This is a genomic window from Polycladomyces abyssicola (genome assembly GCF_018326425.1).
Lineage (GTDB): Bacteria > Bacillota > Bacilli > Thermoactinomycetales > JIR-001 > Polycladomyces > Polycladomyces abyssicola.
Window position 1 is genome coordinate 631,667 of sequence record NZ_AP024601.1, and the last position, 19,791, is coordinate 651,457.

Sequence of the window (19,791 nt, forward strand, 5' to 3'; positions counted from 1 at the left end):
TAGAAGTACTGGGTGTCGTCCATCAATATGAAAGTCATAGCGATGAATTGGAACTTGGCATGATTGTCGAAATGGCTTACCAAATTGTTGACAGACTCAGTTAGAGGAGGATGAATAATGACCAACCTCTACCTTGATAAAATTAAGCAGGACATTCGGGAAGCACTTGACCGTCATAAATTAGCAAATAGGGGTTGGCATGCTTGGAAAACGTGTATGTACGGATTGAGGAATTCTCGTGTCACCTTTCCCCTTAACCGCCAAATTGCCATTTACGATGGTCTTTACGGATACGCGGAAGCTGAAATCAATGATGGTGAAATTTGTGCTATTCGAATTCTCGAAAAAATAGGCAGTTAACACGACAGGAGAGAAAAAATGTTTATGGCACTAGGTATCTTTGCCTTACAGGTGGGGTACGTTGCTTACTCCACCTTTCGTTTTTTGTTGATGGTTCAGGGGAAAAAGCTTGCTGCCTCTTCCCTGTCCTTCATTGAAATCCTTATTTATACGATTGTCCTGAAATTTATTCTTGAAAACATAGGTGACATACTCAACTTGTTTGCCTACTGCTTAGGCTTTTCTGTAGGTATTTACACTGGAATGGTCATCTCAGAAAAATACAATGCACGATTGGAGAGGAGAAAACAAATAACATGAAAACATACGACTTCCATGAATAGACGTAGGGGACCGGGATAAAAGGTCCTCGACGCTTTTTTTATTGCCCGAAAACGTCGTGTAATCTCTCTGCGAATTCTTGTGGATAAATTCTATACCCTCCATGATGTCCAGGAAACTCCACTACCTCTGTTTCCAGCTTTTCCGCTAATGCCACTTCACAACGGTAAGGAAAATCTCCCCGTGAAGCGTTGCCGCCGGCTGGAAGGACCCGCATCGACGAAGATTTCAACGCAATCTTCAACGTATCGAGATCCCATGTGTGGCGGCGTATTCCCGGTACTTCAAATGTGATGAAATACGTGAGATTGGCGACGATCCCTCCATTAGGTCCTCAATCGGTTGAGCAGATCGATAGCCGGAGTTCATGCCTAGTTTTGACGAAAACTTCATGAAAGCGGAAAGAACACCCTCACGGCGAATATTCTCTTCCAGATCCTTCAACTCACGGCGAATATTTTCTTTCAGGTCCTTCAAGCTTTGTCTGGCCTGTGCTTGCTCATCGCCGAATAAAAGTTGCAATAAGATCGGCTCGTGTGGGATCAGAACTCGTACCTGCTCGGGATGGCGGATGGACAGATCGAGTCCGATGCATGCGCCGGAGCTGCTTCCGAATACGTACGCCGGTTCATCGGTCAGTTTTGCCAACAGACGTGAGCGTCTTCACTGTGTGTCTTCACTTGGTAATCCTCAGTCGGTTTGGCAAGATTACTGCGCGAGTGACCCCGACGGTCATAGGTAACAACTGTGTACCGGTTAGCAAGATGGTTAGCGACATGGAGGAGCTTGTCGGCGTCACCACCTCCGCCATGGATCATAAGAAGGACGGGACCGGTTCCGCGCACCTCATAGTAGAGGTTGGCTCCAGGCACTTGCAATGTTCCTTTCTTTGTTACACTCATATTTATCAACTCACCTTTCTGCTTATCCAAAAAAAATCGTTTTCGATCCGCTATTATTTTCTATGACAATCGGCACATAACAATGATCCCATAGTAACCTAAATAAAATGACTTGGGACAAGTGGGTTTACAAGTCACATTTCTATTTATTGGGGGGTGGCCCCAAAATCCTTCTTCGTTCCCTCCAGCCCCTATGGATGCAATTTACCACAAAATTAACCGACCCCTTACCACACAGGGAGTCGGTTTCACATTAATCAAAACTCATGTTCCATTCTTTAGATAAATTATCTCTGGCCGTAGCGATGCTCTATAGATGGGTTACTTAATAGGTTTTGCAGTCTATTCCAAGAAATGTTACGTCCAGTAACAGTGATCACTATTTTGCGATCCCTAAGTTCATCCGAATATCGTTGTAGGGCGGCTATGCCTGCTGCCCCTGACGGTTCAACAATATATCGATGTTCGTTTATCATGGCTTTCATTGCATCGATAATTTCGGCATCTGTAACAGTTAATATACGATCAACACATTTTTGTATGATGGGGAATGTCATCGTATCAGGATCAATGGGACCGCTTAATCCTTCCGCGATCGAGGGTTTAAGATCCACAGGTGTAACTTTTCTTTGTTTAAACCAAACAGCTAGTGTAGGACTATTGGCTGTTTGCACTCCCCAAACTTCAATCGAAGGGTTAACGGCTTTGAGAACCGTTCCTATTCCGGAAGCAAGTCCTCCGCCACCAACACAGACAATGACTGTATCTACATCAGATAAGTCCTCTAATATTTCTAATGCGATTGTTCCATTAGCCGCTATCACTGAACGATCATTATAAGCAGATAAGAAGATGTATCCCTCTTCTTCGGCATCCTTAATAGCTGCTTGTCTCGCCGATTCAATTGAATCGAAAAACTTAATAGAAACACCGTATTGATTCAAGGTTTTTATTTTTCCTCTATCAGTATCTTCCGGTAGATAAACATAGGCCGGTATTCCTAATTTGGACGAGGCATAAGCCAACCCAATCCCATGGTTACCAGCTGAGGGTGCGATAACACCACGTGTTTGTTGTGTTTGATCTAAGGTAAGGAGTTTGTTCAGTGATCCGCGTGGTTTGAAACTTCCCGTAACCTGCAGGTTCTCTAGTTTAAGATAAATATCTGCATTATAAAGTTGACTTAACGTTTTGGTGTACTCCAGCGGGGTATGCCGTATATAGGAACTAATACGAGAACGAGCTTGCATTACTTCTTGAAGTGTAATGGACATTTAAATCACCTTTTTAAGTGTATGTCTATCTTTAATTGATTTTGATAGGAGGTTATTGATGATTTCCAGTATAACATAAATAAAATTTATTTAGTTTATAAATAAAAATTGTAAATTTTATATATTCGTTCGATAATATCACCGTGAAGCAAGTCTATACGGGTTTACCCTGTTGGGATTGTCTACCATACCAACCACACCGAAACCATTCTACAAAAAGTCAAATCCAAAAAATGGCGGTGATATACCTAGAAACAGCATGAAAAACGATTCATCATCTTCCAATTCATATGTTACTGAACACCGACGGCGGTTACTACTGGCGGACAGTCCGATCGAGAAATAGCCTTCAAGCACATGAAGGTCAGGGTGGCGTCAAAAGGGGCCACCCTGGGGATCATGCACGAAGAGAAAATACCTTTTTTCACATTCAATATTTAAGACGAAATCGATTTTGTTACAGTCAGCTTTTCTGACACCTCATTTTGATAAGTTTCGGAAGTCCAGTAGACTGAGATGAGCGTAACCAGACACATAAAGATCAAATAAACAGCCACTGCCCAAGGTTTTCCGCCCGCCCAGGCCATGAGTGAGGTGGCGATCAGCGGTGCGAGCCCTCCGGCGAATACCGATGCTAACTGATAACCGATGGAGACCCCACTATAGCGTACTCGTGTGCCAAACAGTTCAGAGAGGAAAGCGGCTTGCGGACCATACATCGCTGCATGACCGAGCGCCAGCGCGATGACGATTGCCAGCCATGTAAAAAAGGTACTTTTCGTGTCAAGTAGCCAAAAGAAGGGGAAAGCAAACAAAGCAGTAAACGCGGCTCCAGCCATGTATACCGGACGACGGCCGATTCGGTCTGAGAGAGCACCAAACAGCGGCACAGCGATAAACTCCAGAGCGGTGGCAATGGTCACTCCATTTAAGACCATGCTTTTGGGCATTCCCAATTGTTCAGTCGCATAGGTGAGCACAAACACACTAAAGATATAGAAAGTGCCGTTCTCGGCAAAACGCGCCCCCATCGCCTGAAGCACCTGTTTCGGCTGAGCTTTGAGCACTTCCAAGATCGGCAGACGAGCTTCTGTTCCCGTCTCCTTCACTTTTTGGAAGGCGGGTGTTTCCATCACGCGCAAGCGAATAAATAGGCCCACTCCGATGAGAAGAAAACTGACCAGGAAGGGGATTCGCCACCCCCATGTTAAAAATTGCTCCTCCGGCAGAGACGAAAACATGGTGAATACAGCGGTCGAGAGCAACAGCCCTCCCGGTACTCCCATCTGTGTCCAACTTCCATAAAAACCTCTTTTCCCTTTTGGCGCGTGCTCTACTGACATTAAGGCAGCCCCTCCCCATTCTCCCCCTACACCGATCCCTTGCAGCAAACGCAAGACGATGAGCAGGATGGGCGCCCAAACGCCGATACTCTCATATGTGGGTAACAGCCCGATCAAAGCGGTGGCGATCCCCATGATCATCAGGGTCACGATCAGCATGGATTTACGGCCAATCTTGTCGCCGTAATGACCAAAAATAATTCCTCCAAACGGACGAGCGACAAAACCCAACGTAAAGGTGGCAAAAGCTTGCAACGTCCCAGTCAGCGGATCAGACTCTGGAAAGAAGAGTTGAGGAAAGACCAGGGCCGCTGCTGTTCCATACAAAAAGAAGTCATACCACTCGATCGCTGTTCCTATGAAACTGGATAGAGCAGATTTAACGGCTTCGCTGTTTTTCTGACCCATCTAAGTTCACCTCTTTTTCGTTTTGTTTTTCAAATATTTACAAAATGATAATCATAACAGCGATGATACAACTCGACGATTTCCGCATGAGTCGGGATGCGTGGATTCAATCCCGGACTGCCGCTTTCCAAGGCATCGGCAGCCATTTTGTCGACTACTTGTTCAAATTCGGTTCTATCGATGCCCTGTTGTTTCATATTGGGAATGTCAAGATCCAGGCAGAGTTGCTTGATCATGGAGATGACACCATCAGCTGCCTCTATATCAGAAACCGCTTTCAAATCTTCGCAAAATACGCGCCCAATACTTGCCAATCGCTCGATACATGCCTCTTTGCTGAACTCTAACACAGCCGGCAACAGCATCGCATTGGAAATGCCATGAGGAACGTGGAAAATGGCGCCAATCGGGCGGGACATACCATGAACCAGGCAAACGGAGGTATTTGAAAAAGCCATCCCCGCTTGCATCGCTGCTAAAGCCATATTTTCTCTGGCCACAATATGATCTCCATTTTCATAAACCGTTCTTATATTCTGACCAATTAGCTGAATCGCAGACAAGGCCAACGTATCCGTGATGGGTTGAGCCCGTCGGGACAGGTACGCTTCAATCGCATGACACAAAGCGTCGATTCCGGTGGCAGCGGTAACATGGGGCGGTGATGTAAGGGTTAAGATGGGATCGACAATAGCTACAGCGGGAATCAAGGCGGGATGCTTGATCATCATCTTTACATCGTTTGTTGTGTTGGTGATCACAGTCACACTGGTCACTTCCGAACCTGTCCCGGCAGTCGTCGGGACGGCGATCAATGGGACCGGTTGGTGGGCAATCTCTTTTTTCCCTCCAATGTAGTCACCGATATACCCACCGTTTACCGCGACGATAGAAACGGCTTTGGCAGCGTCCAGACAACTCCCTCCGCCGATGGCGATGAGCAGATCGCAGTCTTCTTTTTGAAAAAGCTCCAGCGCTGTGGCGACATGCTGATCGGTGGGTTCTGAATTGACATCCAGATAGGAAACAGAAGCAACTCCGGCCCGATCGAGCATTTGCTTACACCGTGTTACATAATCGAGTTTTTCCATGATCCGGTCGCTGACGATCAGTGCTTTGCTCCCTAAACGTGCAGCATGGACACCCACTTGCGAGAAAGAATCGCGGCCATAAAGAACAACGGGCGGTACGCGAAACTCGTTCATTATACTCCTCCCTACTCTGCTGTTGGACTTGCATATATAATGAATATGTAAATAAATAAAGCTGGATTCATACCAAGCGCAATTTATTGACAGAAATATTTGATTATTATACTAAATGAAGCAATTGTGTTTGGTCAAGAAGAAAAACAGATAAGATGACCGATATTCCGCACTCTCTCAATGGTTTGGCGAGTGGTTAGACGAAAAGTACCTGGGATTGGATGTGGAGGTAAATCACCGGAAGGTACCGGGAGGAGTGTTTGAGCAGCCAAGATTGCCTAACCCGGGGCGGACTTTTTGTTCTCCGAGGTACGGGACAAGACGTGGCAAGACTTGTTGGAAGGCCGTTATCCATTACAAACAGGAATATTATCAAAAGAGCGGGCACCTTTTGGTACCCGCTCTATCTTATATCAACTGGGAACTTAAGTCTTTTGAATCAGCCTGAGGCATAATCAAGCGGCTATTCTTGCAGGGTAACGCAGGCTTCTTCGTCGTAGTAGAGGTCCTTCCCAAGCTCCACCCGGCCGGAGAAGAGGGGTTGCGGCTTCTCGACCAGCTCCAGGCGATAGACGGTGCTGACGTAGAAGGGAATATCGGGCTCCTTGACCGGAACTGGAGCCATGCGTGCCACCGGGTAACCCCGAGCCACAATGTCCTCCAACAGGTAGTCCTGGAATGCTCCCAGCATGTCCGTGATGGCAAAGCCCATGTCGAGAATGCCCCGCTGGATCTGCCGCCACTTCCGCCAGGAGGCTTCCAGGTATGAGAGACCAAAGTAACCGGCGGAACCGGGCTCCCGCAGCCCCTCTGTGCAGCGGCTCAGGAAGAGCAGGAGGCCATTGACGGTCTCAACCGGGTCCGTGAAGAACACATCAAACTGGCCACGGAGGTGGGACGGCAGCCCATCCCGCGCGTCGTAGACCTCGGCGTGAACGTGGTCCCAACCACGATCCCGGGCTACATCGTGGATGAAGCTGACAATACGCTCGTCCACATCCAAGATGCAGATGCGCCGCGGCAGCCCCGAGAGCGCGGCCGCAATGCCCGTGAGGTCGTCGTCCCCCAGCAACAGCAGGTCACGGCCCACCAGATCACCCTGTTGAGCCATCAGGGCCAACCGTAGTACGGTGGTCTCTGGCGTCACGTATCCCTGGTCAAAGTCAGGCGTTGCTTTGGGACGCATGGCCACGATCTTCTGGAAATCCGCAAGAATACGGTCGAAAGGCGGCCGCAGAACAATACCGCGCCCCGAGCAGGCTTCACAGCGCTGTTCGGCCACTCGTTCCAGTCTCAGCGTTTCCGCCTGCTGACGTCCCGTCTCGGTGAGCACGAAGCGGTTGCCGTTGTAGGCCACCAGCTTGCTTTCCAAGAGCGACTGAAGGGAGTTCAGCACCTGATGAGTCTGGGCTTGCCCTGCCCGCATCAGCTCCCAGTAGGTTTTGGGTCCGGAGTAGAGTGCACGGAGCAGAAGTGCGTCAATCCGACGGGTTTCCGCAGCAATACCAATGGTTGACATAGGTACCACTCCTTTCGCCCTGAGAGTAGAGACGACACATTCGCTCCGGCTTCCTTCGTTTCAGTGAAGGAAGCGACAGAAAAGCATAATACAGTTTTTTCTTTTGCCTCCGGTCAACCCGTACAGGCGACCGTGGTAACAAAACTTTGTGGTTCGCATTGGTGGGCATCGGCTTGGCCATCAACTCCCCACCAATTGCGGATGCGAGGTAAACAAAAGATTCCTGCTCTGAGACTGGTGACAAAGGTAGCAGGTCAGCAGTCTGTTTTTGACGAAATAAGTCGACATCATCAAGTGTAAAGGACAGAATCGTAAGTTTCAAACCCACTCCCATCGATAGGGAAGGATTGAATGGTTCAATCGTCGAGGATTTGGTGCTGCAGGATCACTTGTTACACAAAAAATTACGTCGCCTTCTACTTTTCATTCACCGCGGAAAAGATCCGACGGATTCCGGGTTGAAAAGCAGTAGAGTCCCTGATCAATGGCCGTAAGGGGGTACAATTAATGGCGAATGATTTGGCCCATTTGGTCAATATGGCGAAAAAAAGTAAACAACAACTCGTAGATAGTTACCATAAGATCAAAACTGATCCTACAACATATTGGGATTATCCTAGAGCGATAGCAAATAGGTTGGAGACTGTTTCTTTCAAGGATCTGTTGGTGGACAAAAATGTACCGGAGTTTAAAAAGAAAGCTTATCTTTTCGGCAAATGCTGGGAAGCGGTGATTTTAGTAGAACCATACAATCATCCCGAAAGTCCTCGGTATTCCAAAACTTTTCGGGGAGTCAAGATTTCCGTTCACCGGTACGCTTTTTATTGGGCATTAGCCAGTGAACATCAAGGCTTGATTGAATCACTCGCCCACTTGATGGGATATCGGGGAGAAGCATGGGAAAAAGAGAACGGTGGACTGGAACATGTGATGATGGGGTTTGTGATTAAATACCTGCTATTGCGGGATGACAGTCGGGCAGAGTCCTATCTGGTAGAACTGGAAAAAGAGACCCAGCGAAAAAAACAACCGCAATATTGGTACACCTATGTCCGGTTGCTCAGAGGTATTTGGGAAGGAGATCAAGATCGTGTACAGGAGTTGGCGTGCAAACTGAAATGAGGTCATCCCCCGCGTGGTATAGCGGGAGATGATCCTTCATCCTTCAATATATACAGAAAAAGGGGAGAAACACATTGGAGAACTATCAGGAAATCAACCCGTGGAAACACATCTGGACCCGTCCTCGTCAGACGATGGCGTATTTGCTGCAGTCGGATTATTCGGGGTGGAAATGGATCATCCCTCTAGCTTGGCTTGCTGGGGTTTATGACATCCTCTTTGTTTTCATGGACAAGTCTGTCGGATTGTTTGGCGCTTTGGTGTACGGAATTATTCTCGGATTGATCGGCGGCATCGTCTCCTTGTTAGTAGAGAGCCTGCTTGTCTGGTTGTCGGGAAAAATGCTGGGCGGTACGGGAGAGTGGCGGGATGTACTTTCCGCGGTCACCTGGGGTAAGGTGCCGATTGTCACCGCGCTATTTGTTTACTGGGTGCCGATGCTGTTGATGTTCGGAGGCCGGTTGTTTCAAAAGGGGGACCTGTTTGAGGGGAAACCATTCGTCTTTGTACCGATCGCCATTCTCTTGTTTTTGCTTTTGTTGGTCATCTGGGTATGGTATCTCTATGTCATCAGCAACACCGTCGCTAAAGTGCATCAAGTATCCGGATGGAAAGGGTTTGGCATCTTTCTGCTCGGCAAATTGTTCTATCTGATTGCGGCAGGGATTTTAGGGGTATTGGTAATGGTGGTTCTCATCAGCGCCTTGATTTAACGAAACACAGAGGGAAGAACGATGAAAAAGATCTTGCTATGGATCGGGATTTCTTTTCTGGTTTTGGTCGGTTTGGGTGTGTGGGGGTATTTCTACTTCCACACACACTATTATTTTGTCAAAGGCGAGGGGATCAGCATGTCCCCCACCCTGCCCGACGGCACGATCGTACTGATTCAAAAGGACGGTTACGAACTGCATCGGGGGGACATCATTTCGTATACCGTTCCCGGGAAAAAGCTGGGGCGTATCAAACGCATTGTGGGCATGCCAGGCGAGACGATACAGGGAAGCGACAACCGTATCTTGATCAACGGGAAACCATTGAAAGAACCGTATCTGAAGACGCAGCAGGAATTCTACAACTTCATGCCCGTCAAAATTCCGCCGAAGCATGTGTTTGTGCTGGGAGACTTCCGGAAAGCCAGCATTGACAGCCGGATCACCGGGCCCGTTCCTTTCAGTCGGATTAATGGAAAAGTGGTGTGGGTGATCAAGCCGGATGAAAAATGAAGAAAAGCCGGTCCCCTTCTGCCGGGGATCGGCTTTTGATCTATTCTTGCTTACACCGTCCAACGGATTAACGTGCTGGAGTGAACAAAACCGCCACCGAAGCCGGATAACAACAGGATATCCCCTTTTTGGATCTTGTTTTGTTCCATTCCCATCTTCAAGGCTAACGGAATGGTGGCGGCTGAAGTGTTACCGTAGTACTCCCCGCTGAACAACACCCGCTCCATCGGGAAATGCAATCTGTTACAAGCGGCTTCGAGGATGCGGATATTGGCACTGTGGGGGACAAACCAATTGACATCTGACAGGGACATGCCTGCGTTCTCCATCAGTTTGGGTATTTCATTCACCAGCGTGTTGACGGCCATTTTGAAAATTTCTCTTCCGTTTTGTACGATTTTCCCCTTGGTGATGATGTCTTCGTCGAGAAGTTTGTTGGCTATGCCGGAGTAATACAGGTGAATGGCCGCTTTTCCTTCCGTTGTGTTAGTAGAGCAGATAAAGCTTGGATTGGTCTCATCGTATTCTACCAGGACAGCTCCGGCTCCGTCTCCAAACAAGATGCAAGTGGTGCGATCCGTGTAGTCAATCACTTTGGAAAAGGTGTCCGCTCCAATCACCAGTACTTTCCGATGCAATCCGGAGGTAATCAGCGCATTGGCAAGATGCAACCCCTGTACAAAACCGGCGCATGCAGCACTGATATCGATAGCACCCAGGGAAGAGGGTAAGTTCAATTTCGCCTGTAGTTGGCTGGCCACACTGGGAAGCGGAGTGTCGGGTGTCGTTGTGGCCACGATCAGATAATCCACATCGTCCAAATTCACGTCATGATGCTGGATCATGTCTTTGACCGCTTCCACACAAAGGTCACTCGTAAATTCATTTTCATCGGCAATCCGTCTTTCCCGGATGCCGGTTCTTTGCACAATCCACTCATCAGAGGTATCTACCATTTTTTCGAGGTCGAAGTTGGTCAGTTTCTTTGACGGTGTATAGGTACCGATTGCTGTGATTCGCGCCTTTGACCCGATCTTGGTGTTTGAGAAATTCATTCCCATTCCCCTTCAAATCAAAATTAGTACCTGATACTAATCATTACTCATCATGTTAGCCATAAAACCATCGTTGTCAAGGGAGAACCAGATTCTTTTCACACGATGGACAGGATCGGACATATGGGCAGGGACATTCTCCAAGATGTAGAATGAAAATAACCGATTTGGAAGTTTTGGTATGGAGGTCCCATGATGTCCTACAACATTTTCATCGTGGAAGAAGATCCGATCATTGCCGGTTCCGTCCGAGACTTTTTGACTCGTTACGGATATCGGGTGATGAAAGGGCTGGCGCCAGCAACTCGGGCCATTGGCGGTCATTTTTCACCTCCGGACTGGAGCGGAACAGCAGACGGCTATGTTTTCCCAACGGTAAGCCTGCAGGTATTACTGATATCTTTTGACGCATACAAATCCATCTGATACGATGCCAATATCAACCGGTTACGGAGTTGGACGTGTTTGTCAATCAGCTGAACCGTTGGCGCGATCCGTCTCATGTTTGCGAAAGTTCCCTGTCTGAGTGGCGAGATCTGTTGACCCAACAAGGTATGTTCTATCGAGAATCGTGAAATGGGATTTGCCGATTTAGAATCAAAGATAGGTGGAGCGTTCAGGTAGTTCGTTTTACCTGAAGGCTGTTTTGTTGCACGGGGTTAAATGACAGATCTGGAGTCAAGCGGTTTCTGATTCGTTCGACCACCGATAAGGAGAGATCAACATGAAAAAACCGATTTTATATAATGTGATTTTTCCGATTTGGTTGTCGATTTTCATCCCGCCGTTTACCTTGATCCCTTTGCTGGGGAACTTGCTGATTGACAGCAGTGTCATTTATTTGACGTTGAAACGCAACAGCGTGAGATTGGAAGGTCGAAAGCTGAGAACGCTTATTTTCCAGGCTTGGTTGATGGGGTTTGTCGTTGATCTGATCGGGATCACTATTTTCTTTTTATTGGAATGGTTGTTCTCCGGGAAAATTGATTTTGGATACATCTGGAACGATCCGTTATCGGCGATCATGTCGTCATTGATCGTCGTTGTTTGCGGTACGCTCATCTTTACGGTGAATCGTAGGTTGGCCCGGCGAGCGGGAGTGGAGGAACCGGCAGCATTTCGGGTAGGACTGGCGATGGGGATCATCACGGCACCGTATCTCTTTTTGGTACCGACGGCGTGGTTCTACTCTTTTTGAATGCAGTGTTTACCCCGCAGGAGCTTTGCTATGCGGGGTGTTTCCCTTACCAACTCTTCTTTTTCCACACGTCGGGCAAGTGCCTCCAATAGTAGACCAGCGTTCGCAGTCCCTTGTCAAAGTTGTCCAGCGAGAAATACTCGTTGGGACCGTGAACATTGGCATCGGGCAGACCGAATCCCATCAGGACGACCGGTACCTGTAACAGTCGGGAGAGTGTTTCCACTACTGGGATGGATCCTCCGGCCCGGATAAAGTAACACCGTGTGCCGTATGCCGACTCATAGGCTGAGGCCGCCAACTGTATGGCGGGATGATCGATCGGGGTGACGTACGGCCGTGCAGCTTCCCGCTCAGTGATGGTGACGGTGACACCAGGCGGCGTGTGGGTTCGGATGTGGTCTTCGATCTGTTGCATGATTTTATAGGGATCTTGATTGGGCACGAGGCGGCACGTAACGTTGGCGCAGGCAGTGGCCGGAATGATCGTTTTGCCGCTTTCTCCATAGTAACCGCCGACGATGCCGTTGATCTCCAGCGTGGGACGGACCCATGCCCGCTCCAACGCGGTGAAACCCTTTTCACCAAACAGTTCCTTCACCTGAAGGCGAGCTTTCATCGCTTCCTCATCGAAGGGCAGGGCGGCCAACGCCGCTTTTTCCTGCGGTGTCGGCGGTATGACATCCGCATAAAATCCGTCGACGGTGATGCGTCCGTGTTCGTCCCGCATACTTGCTAACAATTGAACTAGTGCGTGGATCGGATTTTGTACGGCACCACCGTAAACGCCGCCGGAGGGTAGATCGGTAGATGGACCTCTCACTTCAATCCGGAACCCGACCAAACCGCGTAAACCGTAACACACCGCCGGTTGGTTTTCCCCTAGCATGGCGGTGTCGGAGATAACCACCAAATCGGCCTGAAACCGGGTAAGATGGGTTTCCAGATATGGGAGCAGACGAGGACTGCCGATCTCCTCCTCCCCTTCGATGAGAAATTTCACATTGACGGGGAGGTGGCCCGTCGTTTTCAACCATGCTTCCAGCGAGCGAATGTGCAGATAGATTTGCCCTTTATTATCGCTAGCTCCCCTGCCGTACAGTTTACCGTCGCGGATAATCGGCTCAAACGGCGGGTGATGCCAGGCTTCCAGCGGCTCAGGAGGCTGTACGTCATAATGACCGTAGATTAGTACGGTTGGACTTTCGGGCGCGTGCAACCAGTCCCCGTAGATGATGGGATGGCCTCCCGTCTCCAGCACAGTGACGTGTTCCATCCCTGCATGATGCAACAGGTCTGCCGTGTAATGGGCACATTGAATGAGCGAATCCTTGTATGCAGGTTGCGAGCTGATGCTGGGAATGGCGATAAACCGTTGAAGTTCCGCCAGATGAGTTTCACGTTGGCTTTGAAAATAGGTTTCCAGTCGCTCGGTCAAAGTGCTCCCTCGCTTTTCAAGGAAGATCATTTCGTTTCTTTGTATCCATGTGAAGTACCGATCAACAGCACCCGTTCCTTTTCCGTAATTTCACCCGTACGCAACAGGTGACGCAATCCGGCCAGCGGTGCTGCCCCGGAATTTTCCAAATAAACACCGCAACGGGCCAATTGGTGTTGTGCCTCTTCCGCTTCAGCTGAAGAGACGGTCACGGCTCCTCCACCGGAATGTTTTACGGCCAACACGGTTTGATATGTGACGGTGTCGCCCCCGATGGAGCGGAGCAGGGTATCCCCCGGAAAAAGGCTGCGATAGTCCTCCCCTGCCAACACCCTTGTCAGGCGGGGGAACGGCTCAACCGCATACAAGCGGGGAATCTCCTTCACCCAGCCCCACTTCGCGGCTTCCCGAAAACCTTCCCAGATCCCCCACCACAAGTCTCCGCGCGAGCAGGGAACGAGCAGCACGTCGGGCATATGATTCCGCATGGATTCGACGATTTCGTAGGCAACCGTTTTGTAGCCCTGCACGCCAAAAGGGTTGCTTCCAACGGGGGGGTGTGTGTAGTTGGTCGCGGGATACCATCCTTCGTTTTTCACTTTGTCCTCGATATATTGCCAACGTTGATGGGGAGAGGATTGTATCACTAATTCCGCTCCCGCCATTTTGATCGCTTTTTTCCATGGATGGGGAAGATCCGGCGTGGTGACGATGACACAGCGGAGTCCCACAAGGGCAGCGTAGGCCGCCAATGAAGCACCCGCATTGCCGCTGGAAGCGGCCGTCACTACCATACGGCCTGTAGCGACAGCACGGGCAACGACCAATGGACTCATCCGGTCTTTGTGTGAACCGGTGGGATTTTGACCTTCCATTTTCACGCCCAGCCACGTCAGTCCCATTTGCCGTGCCAGTATCTCCAGTTCCACGATGGGAGTGCATCCCTCTCCAAGAGAGGGGAAGGACGCATACGGGAGGAGCGGAGCATAACGCCGCATACCGCTTTTCGATGGGTTGATGGTGACATTCTGGGTGGTATCATACAGCACTTTGACATTGGCGGCATGCCCTTCTTTGCGACATGCGGGACATCCTTCCAGTAAATCGTCCAGTTTGTAATCGGTTTCGCAACGCAGACAGGAAAGTCCGGCCACCCGGGGGTTCAAAAGTATCATTTCATCACCGTCCAGGATGATTTTTATCGCATAGAATATTCTACCAAAGGAGAAGTATCTAAAAAAGAAGGGATTGGACAGCGTTATCACGAAATGCCGTCACGAATGAAAAACAACGGGGAAGCATCCTCGTTATTCATGATGAAAACCATGAATCCCAATCATGAAAGGAGATCTGGCAATGCATCCTTCTTATACCCAGCAAGAAAAGGAAATTATTTACCGTGTGATCAGGGAACGACGAGATATCCGACACTTTTTGCCCGATCCCGTTCCCGAATCGGTGCTGGCGCGTATTTTGGAAGCGGCGCATTATGCTCCCTCGGTTGGTTTTATGCAACCGTGGAATTTCATTTTGATCACGTCCAGGGAATTGCGTCGGCAGGTGAAGGCTTCATTTGAACGAGTGAATCAAAACGAATGGGCGAAGTTGTCCGACGACGAACGGCAGGCATTATACAGCCGGCTGAAGCTGGAAGGAATCATGGAAGCACCGATCAATCTGGCGGTGACATGCGATCACCGGCGGGACGCGCCATTTGTGTTGGGACGTGCCCCCATGCCGGAGACGGATGTATACAGCACCTGTCTGGCTGTGCAGAACTTATGGTTGGCCGCTCGTGCCGAAGGGATTGGAGTGGGTTGGGTGAGCCTGCTGGAGAAGCGGGAAGTGGAAAAACTGCTCGGTTTGCCGGACGGAGTGGAGTTGGTCGCCTATCTGTGCGTGGGATACCCTGTCGAATTTCGGCCCAAACCGATGTTGGAGGAGAAGGGGTGGAAATCACGTATGGATTGGCGACAGCTAGTGTATGAGAACGGTTGGGGAGATCCGGTTGTCTCCTATTCACTCACTACGCCGTGATATGGTGTGAGAACAAGAGGGAGGCTGCCTCATGAAAGAGCATTTTGCTCTTTCTATTTCCTATTATTTTTGGAATAATAGAATTCAAAAATCTTATTGGCATGGGCGGAGAACGGGAAATCAGAGGATGAAGTGGTTGTCGTCATGAATCACCGTTTGACCACGTACGTTGATAGAACCGATAGGGTGTAATTGATCATTGGCTCTCTAGGACGTGTCCAATCATTCGTAGGCCTAAGGAAGGGGTGACCCCGATGATTGTCCGTCGTCAGGGGGAAGCGTTTGTTTTGATCCGACAACATGATCATGCACGGATTTCCGGCTTGATGGCCCGCCATTGGCGAAATCGCCCCGAACCGTATCCATCCGTTGTTTACGCGATTGAATACCACGATGTAGGCTGGCAGACGCTGGATCATACGATCCATTGGAACGAAACAGCAGATGCTCCGTATTCGTTCGAAAATTTTCCGCTGGAACCCAAACTGATCGCGTATCGGGAAGGAATTGACCGGGTGGAAAAGAGAGACGGGTATGCCGCTTGTTTGTGCAGTATGCATTACGCTTCCTTTTTTGTCGACAGCGATGAACCGCAGGCCGTGGCATTCCGGGATCGGGAGCTCGAACGTCAGAAGGCGTTGATGCGTCATTTTTCGGATGAAGACCGAAGCCGACTGAAGGAAAACCTCCACCTGTTGCAAGTGTGCGATAACCTTTCACTGTTTCTCTGTTTTAACCGACCGGGTGAGAATACACATCCATGGTATCGGGACGGTGTCAAGTTGGGATCTTCCCATTATCGTCCTGTTTGGGAGAGTTCACATGTGATACGGTTGGAGCCCAATCCCTTTGACAGTTCATTCGTTGCGGAAATCCCGTACCAAGTAGTGGGCAGGGACCGGCGACCGTTGAGTAAAGGAAGCCTCCGGGTTCAGATCCACGGGGAATAGAGAAAAGGAGTGGGGATATGATTCGTGCGGTGATATTTGATTTTGACGGTACCATTTTGGATACGGAAACACCGGCCTATCTCACCCTGAAGGAAATCTATCAGAAGTACGGTATTGAGCTGCCGCTGGACGAGTGGTGCAAGTGCATCGGAACACGAGGGGGTGAATTTGATCCGCTCGGTTACTTGGAAACGTGTGTCGGCCGCCCGCTGGACAAGGAAGCCATCCTGCAAAGATGGCGGGCACGACATCAGAAGATGGTGGAGCAACAGCGCCCTCTCCCCGGAGTGGAACGCCTTTTGCAGGAGGCAAAAGCAAAAGGATTGAAGGTGGGGCTGGCATCCAGTTCTGACCGGGAAGTGATCCTGCATCGTCTGAACATGTTGGACCTGCTGTCCGATTTTGATTGTGTATGTACAGCCGATGATGTGGAGCATGTCAAACCCGATCCCGCATTGTACCTGCTGGCGGTATCCCGATTGGGTGTACGCCCGGAAGAAGCGGTGGCAGTGGAAGATTCACCGAACGGGGCGTTGGCGGCCAAACGGGCGGGAATGCGTTGTGTGGTGGTGCCCAATCCGATGACGGAGGGACTCGATTTTGGTGAGTACGATCTGCGATTGGATTCGCTGGAGGAGCTGACCGTAGACGGTTTGCTGGATGGCAGTGCATTCTCCGTTTCCGTGAAAGGGGAGCGAAGATGAAACTGGCCGGTTTCAACCATGTGACGATCCGGGTGAGGGATCTGCGGCGTTCATTGGCATTTTACCGGGATGTATTGGGGATGACGTTGGTTCATCTCGGTCGGACCGACGCCTACCTGGACGGTGGCGGTGCCTGGGTGTGTCTGGTGGAGAAAGCGGAGTCCGATGCACAGGAGAAGGCGGCAGGAGTGGATCACGTGGCGTTTTCGATTGCCGAATCGGATTTCGATGCAGCCGTTCAACAATTAAAACAGCACGGTGTGACTATCGTGCGCGGTCCCGTTCTTCGCGGGCAAGGATGGACCGTCAATTTTCTCGATCCCGACGGAACGCAATTGGAACTGCATACAGGCAATCTGGCGAAGCGGATGGAAGTGTGGCGCTAAGGCAGTTGGTATTTACAGATCCGAGCTGATTACAGATTGAATTGGGAGGATCATACCGATGCGTTTGGCCGTTGACCGAATCGGGGTCGAACTGCGATGGTTGGAAAAAACCGATGCTGAGAAGCTGTTCCGCCTGGTTGTTGCCAACCGGGAGCATCTCGCGCCGTGGCTGTCATTTGCCCCAACCACCCGCAAGGTGGAGGACACGATGCGCTTTTTGGAAGAAGTTCAAGAGCGGCATGAAAAAGGTTTAGGCATGCATTTCGGCATCTGGTTGGGAGAGAAGTTGATCGGCACGCTCGGGGCGATTCCTGACCGCTACGGATATGGCACCTACGAGATCGGTTACTGGATCGCGAAAGCGTATGAAGGAAGGGGGATCGTAACACGCTGCGTGGTGCGGTTGTTGGATTATCTCTTTGAGGAGGAACAGATCCACCGGGCCGAGATTCGGTGTCACGCGGACAATGCACGAAGTCGCGCCATTCCCGACCGATTGGGATTCCGGTTGGAAGGATGCTTGAAACGAGCGTCTCGTACAACTGACGGGGAGTACGGCGACCAGCTGATTTACGGCCTGCTGCGGACGGAATGGGCAGCCGCACGAGCCCATTACACGGTAGCGGTCGGAACGAAACTGTCGAAGTGAAAGGGGGAGCGGAATGATTACATTACAGCCCTTTACCAAAGAGGATTATACCCAATTAATCGAGTGGGTCAATTCCCCCGCGTTACTCCTTCAATGGGGCGGGCCACGTTTCACTTTCCCGCTGGATGAGCGACAACTGGACGACTACTTGTCCTGGCACAGCCCGGGCCGGCAAGTGTGGAAAGCGGTGGAAACAGCAAGTGGCCGAACGGTGGGTCATATCGAATTGGGCAACATCGACTCCAAAAATCGCATCGGCACGATCACCCGAGTCATGATCAGCCCCGACGTCCGCGGGAGGGGCTGGGGAGAACGGATAATGCGGGAAGCGGTTCGGTACGGATTTGAAACGCTGCAACTGCACCGGATTGAACTGCGCGTCTTTGATTTCAACCATGCAGCCATCCGTTGTTACGAGAAAGTGGGCTTTCAAAAAGAGGGTTTGTTGCGTCAATGCAGGCGGTTCGGAGATGAATATTGGAGTTTGTGGATCATGAGCCTGCTGCGACCGGAGTGGTTGAAGCAAAAACAAGAGGGAGGCGAATGCAAAACAACCGTGGACAGGTAGCCGATATAGTCTGACTTCACATCAAAAAGGAGCCACGATACGGACTGTGGCTCCCTTTCTTTTGGGTACCCTTCACGTTAGTTCGCTTCATATACCAGCAAGGATGCGTGATCATCATCCGGTACGGCGTAAAGCCGCAACCCTTGGTCGGAATTCTCCAGATACACCGGGTTACGAGTAATGACATGCCCTTGCGGCGAAAATTCGGTTACCGGTACTTCGTGTATCATATCCAGCGTTTTCGTGTCAAGCAAGGCCAATCCGCCCAACTCAAAGGGTTTGGAATTGTTCGTTGCAGGGTTGGGCAGCTCCGAAATGCCGCTGCAGACGATTTTTTCTTGACCCACACCTTCACAATCCTGGTAATCGACGAAGTGACTGGGGTTGTTTTCTACATGAAGTTGTTTCCCTTGTTCATTCCACTCATAAAACTTGCGTGAACCCCAACTGACACCGATTAGTTTTCCGGTTCGATCGTCGTGGACCAGCCCGCCGATATGGTCATTCACCCGGAACACTTCTTCTGCCTTCATGGTCTTGGGATCTACTTTGTAGATAATGGAATGGCTATTGGGGCGGTATTCGGCCACAGGTACCCAAATAAATTTCCCGTCAAATGCGATGCCGCCGGGGTGATATATGATTCCCTCACCCAGCTGGATGTCTTTCACCAGTTTCCCTTGTTTGTCAAAAGCAAACAGGTGACCGACCCCTTTTCCTGGCGTGCGGTCATATCCGTCCCGGGGTTGGTCATATTTCACCGGTTTTTCGATGATTTCCACCGAGGACATGTAATAAAGGTCCCCAATCCGCGTCATACCTTGTGGATGATAGACATTGAATTGGAGATCGATCTTTTCTTTTTGCTGCCACTTTGTGCTGCGGGAAAGTTGTTGGAACCGGTCAGTCAATTGGGGATCTTTCGTTTTGGCATGATCCGCTTGAGCCATGGTGACAGCCGTGAATACGGTGCTGATCAAAAAAATGGCAGTGACAATGGATACGATTTTTCGCATCATCACTCCTCCTCCTCGGTAACCTGGCTTCCATTAACCAGTTACATCTTAGCTGTTTTGGAAGAAGGGAAAAAAGGCCTTCAACAGAACTTTAAAGGAAGATTTAATCG

At 49.9% G+C, this 19,791-nt stretch carries 21 protein-coding genes and 2 pseudogenes; 14 read left to right on the plus strand and 9 right to left on the minus strand.

Translation table 11 applies throughout. The features are described from left to right. The first annotated feature begins 117 nt into the window (after positions 1 to 117). Both KI215_RS03165 and KI215_RS03170 read left to right on the plus strand, forming a co-directional pair. Positions 118 to 360 (plus strand): hypothetical protein, encoded by a 243-nt coding sequence (locus tag KI215_RS03165; protein ID WP_212774137.1) that lies wholly within the window; start codon positions 118 to 120, stop codon positions 358 to 360. 18 nt (positions 361 to 378) lie between these two features. Further along, the gene (locus KI215_RS03170; RefSeq protein ID WP_212774138.1) at positions 379 to 660 is read left to right on the plus strand and encodes a DUF5698 domain-containing protein; all 282 of its coding nucleotides are present in this window, start codon (positions 379 to 381) and stop codon (positions 658 to 660) included. Between the two features lie 61 nt (positions 661 to 721). Here KI215_RS03170 and KI215_RS03175 read toward each other — a convergent pair. From KI215_RS03175 to KI215_RS03195, 5 genes and pseudogenes are all read right to left on the minus strand, one after another. Continuing rightward, positions 722 to 1,583 (minus strand): annotated as a pseudogene (locus tag KI215_RS03175) (alpha/beta fold hydrolase). A gap of 287 nt (positions 1,584 to 1,870) precedes the next feature. Then, positions 1,871 to 2,857: a threonine ammonia-lyase gene (locus tag KI215_RS03180; RefSeq protein WP_212774139.1), complete on the minus strand. Its 987-nt coding sequence runs from the start codon at positions 2,855 to 2,857 to the stop codon at positions 1,871 to 1,873. Positions 2,858 to 3,294: 437 nt separating this feature from the next. Further along, on the minus strand, positions 3,295 to 4,608 hold the full coding sequence (locus KI215_RS03185; RefSeq protein WP_212774140.1) for an MFS transporter: 1,314 nt from the start codon (positions 4,606 to 4,608) through the stop codon (positions 3,295 to 3,297). A 29-nt stretch (positions 4,609 to 4,637) separates the two neighbouring features. Then, on the minus strand, positions 4,638 to 5,813 hold the full coding sequence (locus KI215_RS03190; protein ID WP_212774141.1) for an iron-containing alcohol dehydrogenase: 1,176 nt from the start codon (positions 5,811 to 5,813) through the stop codon (positions 4,638 to 4,640). 463 nt (positions 5,814 to 6,276) lie between these two features. Next, complete coding sequence (locus tag KI215_RS03195) at positions 6,277 to 7,332, minus strand: bis-aminopropyl spermidine synthase family protein (RefSeq protein ID WP_212774142.1); 1,056 nt, start codon at positions 7,330 to 7,332, stop codon at positions 6,277 to 6,279. Positions 7,333 to 7,839: 507 nt separating this feature from the next. Between KI215_RS03195 and KI215_RS03200 the strand changes: the two genes are divergently transcribed. The 3 genes from KI215_RS03200 (at position 7,840) to lepB (ending at position 9,680) form a co-directional block, all read left to right on the plus strand. Further along, on the plus strand, positions 7,840 to 8,454 hold the full coding sequence (locus tag KI215_RS03200) for a hypothetical protein (RefSeq protein ID WP_212774143.1): 615 nt from the start codon (positions 7,840 to 7,842) through the stop codon (positions 8,452 to 8,454). Positions 8,455 to 8,528: 74 nt separating this feature from the next. Further along, positions 8,529 to 9,167: a YIP1 family protein gene (locus KI215_RS03205; protein WP_212774144.1), complete on the plus strand. Its 639-nt coding sequence runs from the start codon at positions 8,529 to 8,531 to the stop codon at positions 9,165 to 9,167. A 21-nt stretch (positions 9,168 to 9,188) separates the two neighbouring features. Further along, the gene (gene lepB, locus KI215_RS03210; RefSeq protein WP_212774145.1) at positions 9,189 to 9,680 is read left to right on the plus strand and encodes a signal peptidase I; all 492 of its coding nucleotides are present in this window, start codon (positions 9,189 to 9,191) and stop codon (positions 9,678 to 9,680) included. A 50-nt stretch (positions 9,681 to 9,730) separates the two neighbouring features. Here lepB and KI215_RS03215 read toward each other — a convergent pair whose 3' ends face one another. Then, on the minus strand, positions 9,731 to 10,735 hold the full coding sequence (locus KI215_RS03215; protein ID WP_212774146.1) for a ketoacyl-ACP synthase III: 1,005 nt from the start codon (positions 10,733 to 10,735) through the stop codon (positions 9,731 to 9,733). A 195-nt stretch (positions 10,736 to 10,930) separates the two neighbouring features. Between KI215_RS03215 and KI215_RS03220 the strand changes: the two genes are divergently transcribed. From KI215_RS03220 to KI215_RS03225, 3 genes and pseudogenes are all read left to right on the plus strand, one after another. After that, positions 10,931 to 11,161: a hypothetical protein gene (locus KI215_RS03220; RefSeq protein ID WP_212774147.1), complete on the plus strand. Its 231-nt coding sequence runs from the start codon at positions 10,931 to 10,933 to the stop codon at positions 11,159 to 11,161. 29 nt (positions 11,162 to 11,190) lie between these two features. After that, positions 11,191 to 11,327: pseudogene (locus tag KI215_RS15850) on the plus strand (class I SAM-dependent methyltransferase); the annotation flags it as partial. Between the two features lie 132 nt (positions 11,328 to 11,459). Further along, positions 11,460 to 11,933, plus strand: coding sequence for a hypothetical protein (locus KI215_RS03225; protein ID WP_212774148.1), 474 nt, complete (start codon positions 11,460 to 11,462; stop codon positions 11,931 to 11,933). Between the two features lie 46 nt (positions 11,934 to 11,979). Here the strand turns inward: KI215_RS03225 and KI215_RS03230 are convergent, their stop codons facing one another. Together KI215_RS03230 and KI215_RS03235 are read right to left on the minus strand one after the other, a co-directional pair. Next, on the minus strand, positions 11,980 to 13,371 hold the full coding sequence (locus tag KI215_RS03230; protein WP_246512181.1) for a dipeptidase: 1,392 nt from the start codon (positions 13,369 to 13,371) through the stop codon (positions 11,980 to 11,982). A 26-nt stretch (positions 13,372 to 13,397) separates the two neighbouring features. Next, entirely contained in the window at positions 13,398 to 14,546 is a 1,149-nt protein-coding gene (locus KI215_RS03235) for a threonine synthase (protein ID WP_212774150.1), read from the minus strand. Positions 14,547 to 14,727: 181 nt separating this feature from the next. On the opposite strand from KI215_RS03235, the gene bluB reads away from it, so the two are divergent. The 6 genes from bluB to KI215_RS03265 all read left to right on the plus strand — a co-directional run bounded on the left by bluB (position 14,728) and on the right by KI215_RS03265 (position 18,665). Continuing rightward, positions 14,728 to 15,408, plus strand: coding sequence for a 5,6-dimethylbenzimidazole synthase (bluB, locus tag KI215_RS03240; protein ID WP_212774151.1), 681 nt, complete (start codon positions 14,728 to 14,730; stop codon positions 15,406 to 15,408). A gap of 254 nt (positions 15,409 to 15,662) precedes the next feature. Then, on the plus strand, positions 15,663 to 16,358 hold the full coding sequence (locus tag KI215_RS03245; protein ID WP_212774152.1) for a DUF3891 family protein: 696 nt from the start codon (positions 15,663 to 15,665) through the stop codon (positions 16,356 to 16,358). A 17-nt stretch (positions 16,359 to 16,375) separates the two neighbouring features. Next, a complete protein-coding gene (locus KI215_RS03250; RefSeq protein WP_212774153.1) occupies positions 16,376 to 17,062 on the plus strand; it encodes an HAD family hydrolase in 687 nt (228 codons plus the stop codon). Then, positions 17,059 to 17,448 carry a VOC family protein gene (locus tag KI215_RS03255; RefSeq protein ID WP_212774154.1) on the plus strand — a complete coding sequence of 130 codons (390 nt, stop codon included), beginning with the start codon at positions 17,059 to 17,061 and terminating at the stop codon, positions 17,446 to 17,448. Before KI215_RS03250 ends, KI215_RS03255 begins: the two co-directional genes overlap by 4 nt. A gap of 58 nt (positions 17,449 to 17,506) precedes the next feature. Then, entirely contained in the window at positions 17,507 to 18,097 is a 591-nt protein-coding gene (locus KI215_RS03260; protein ID WP_212774155.1) for a GNAT family N-acetyltransferase, read from the plus strand. Between the two features lie 13 nt (positions 18,098 to 18,110). Beyond that, the gene (locus KI215_RS03265) at positions 18,111 to 18,665 is read left to right on the plus strand and encodes a GNAT family N-acetyltransferase (RefSeq protein WP_212774156.1); all 555 of its coding nucleotides are present in this window, start codon (positions 18,111 to 18,113) and stop codon (positions 18,663 to 18,665) included. Between the two features lie 77 nt (positions 18,666 to 18,742). Here KI215_RS03265 and KI215_RS03270 read toward each other — a convergent pair whose 3' ends face one another. Further along, positions 18,743 to 19,684, minus strand: a complete 942-nt coding sequence (locus tag KI215_RS03270; protein ID WP_246512182.1) for a DUF6454 family protein — start codon at positions 19,682 to 19,684, stop codon at positions 18,743 to 18,745. Between the last annotated feature and the right edge of the window lie 107 nt (positions 19,685 to 19,791).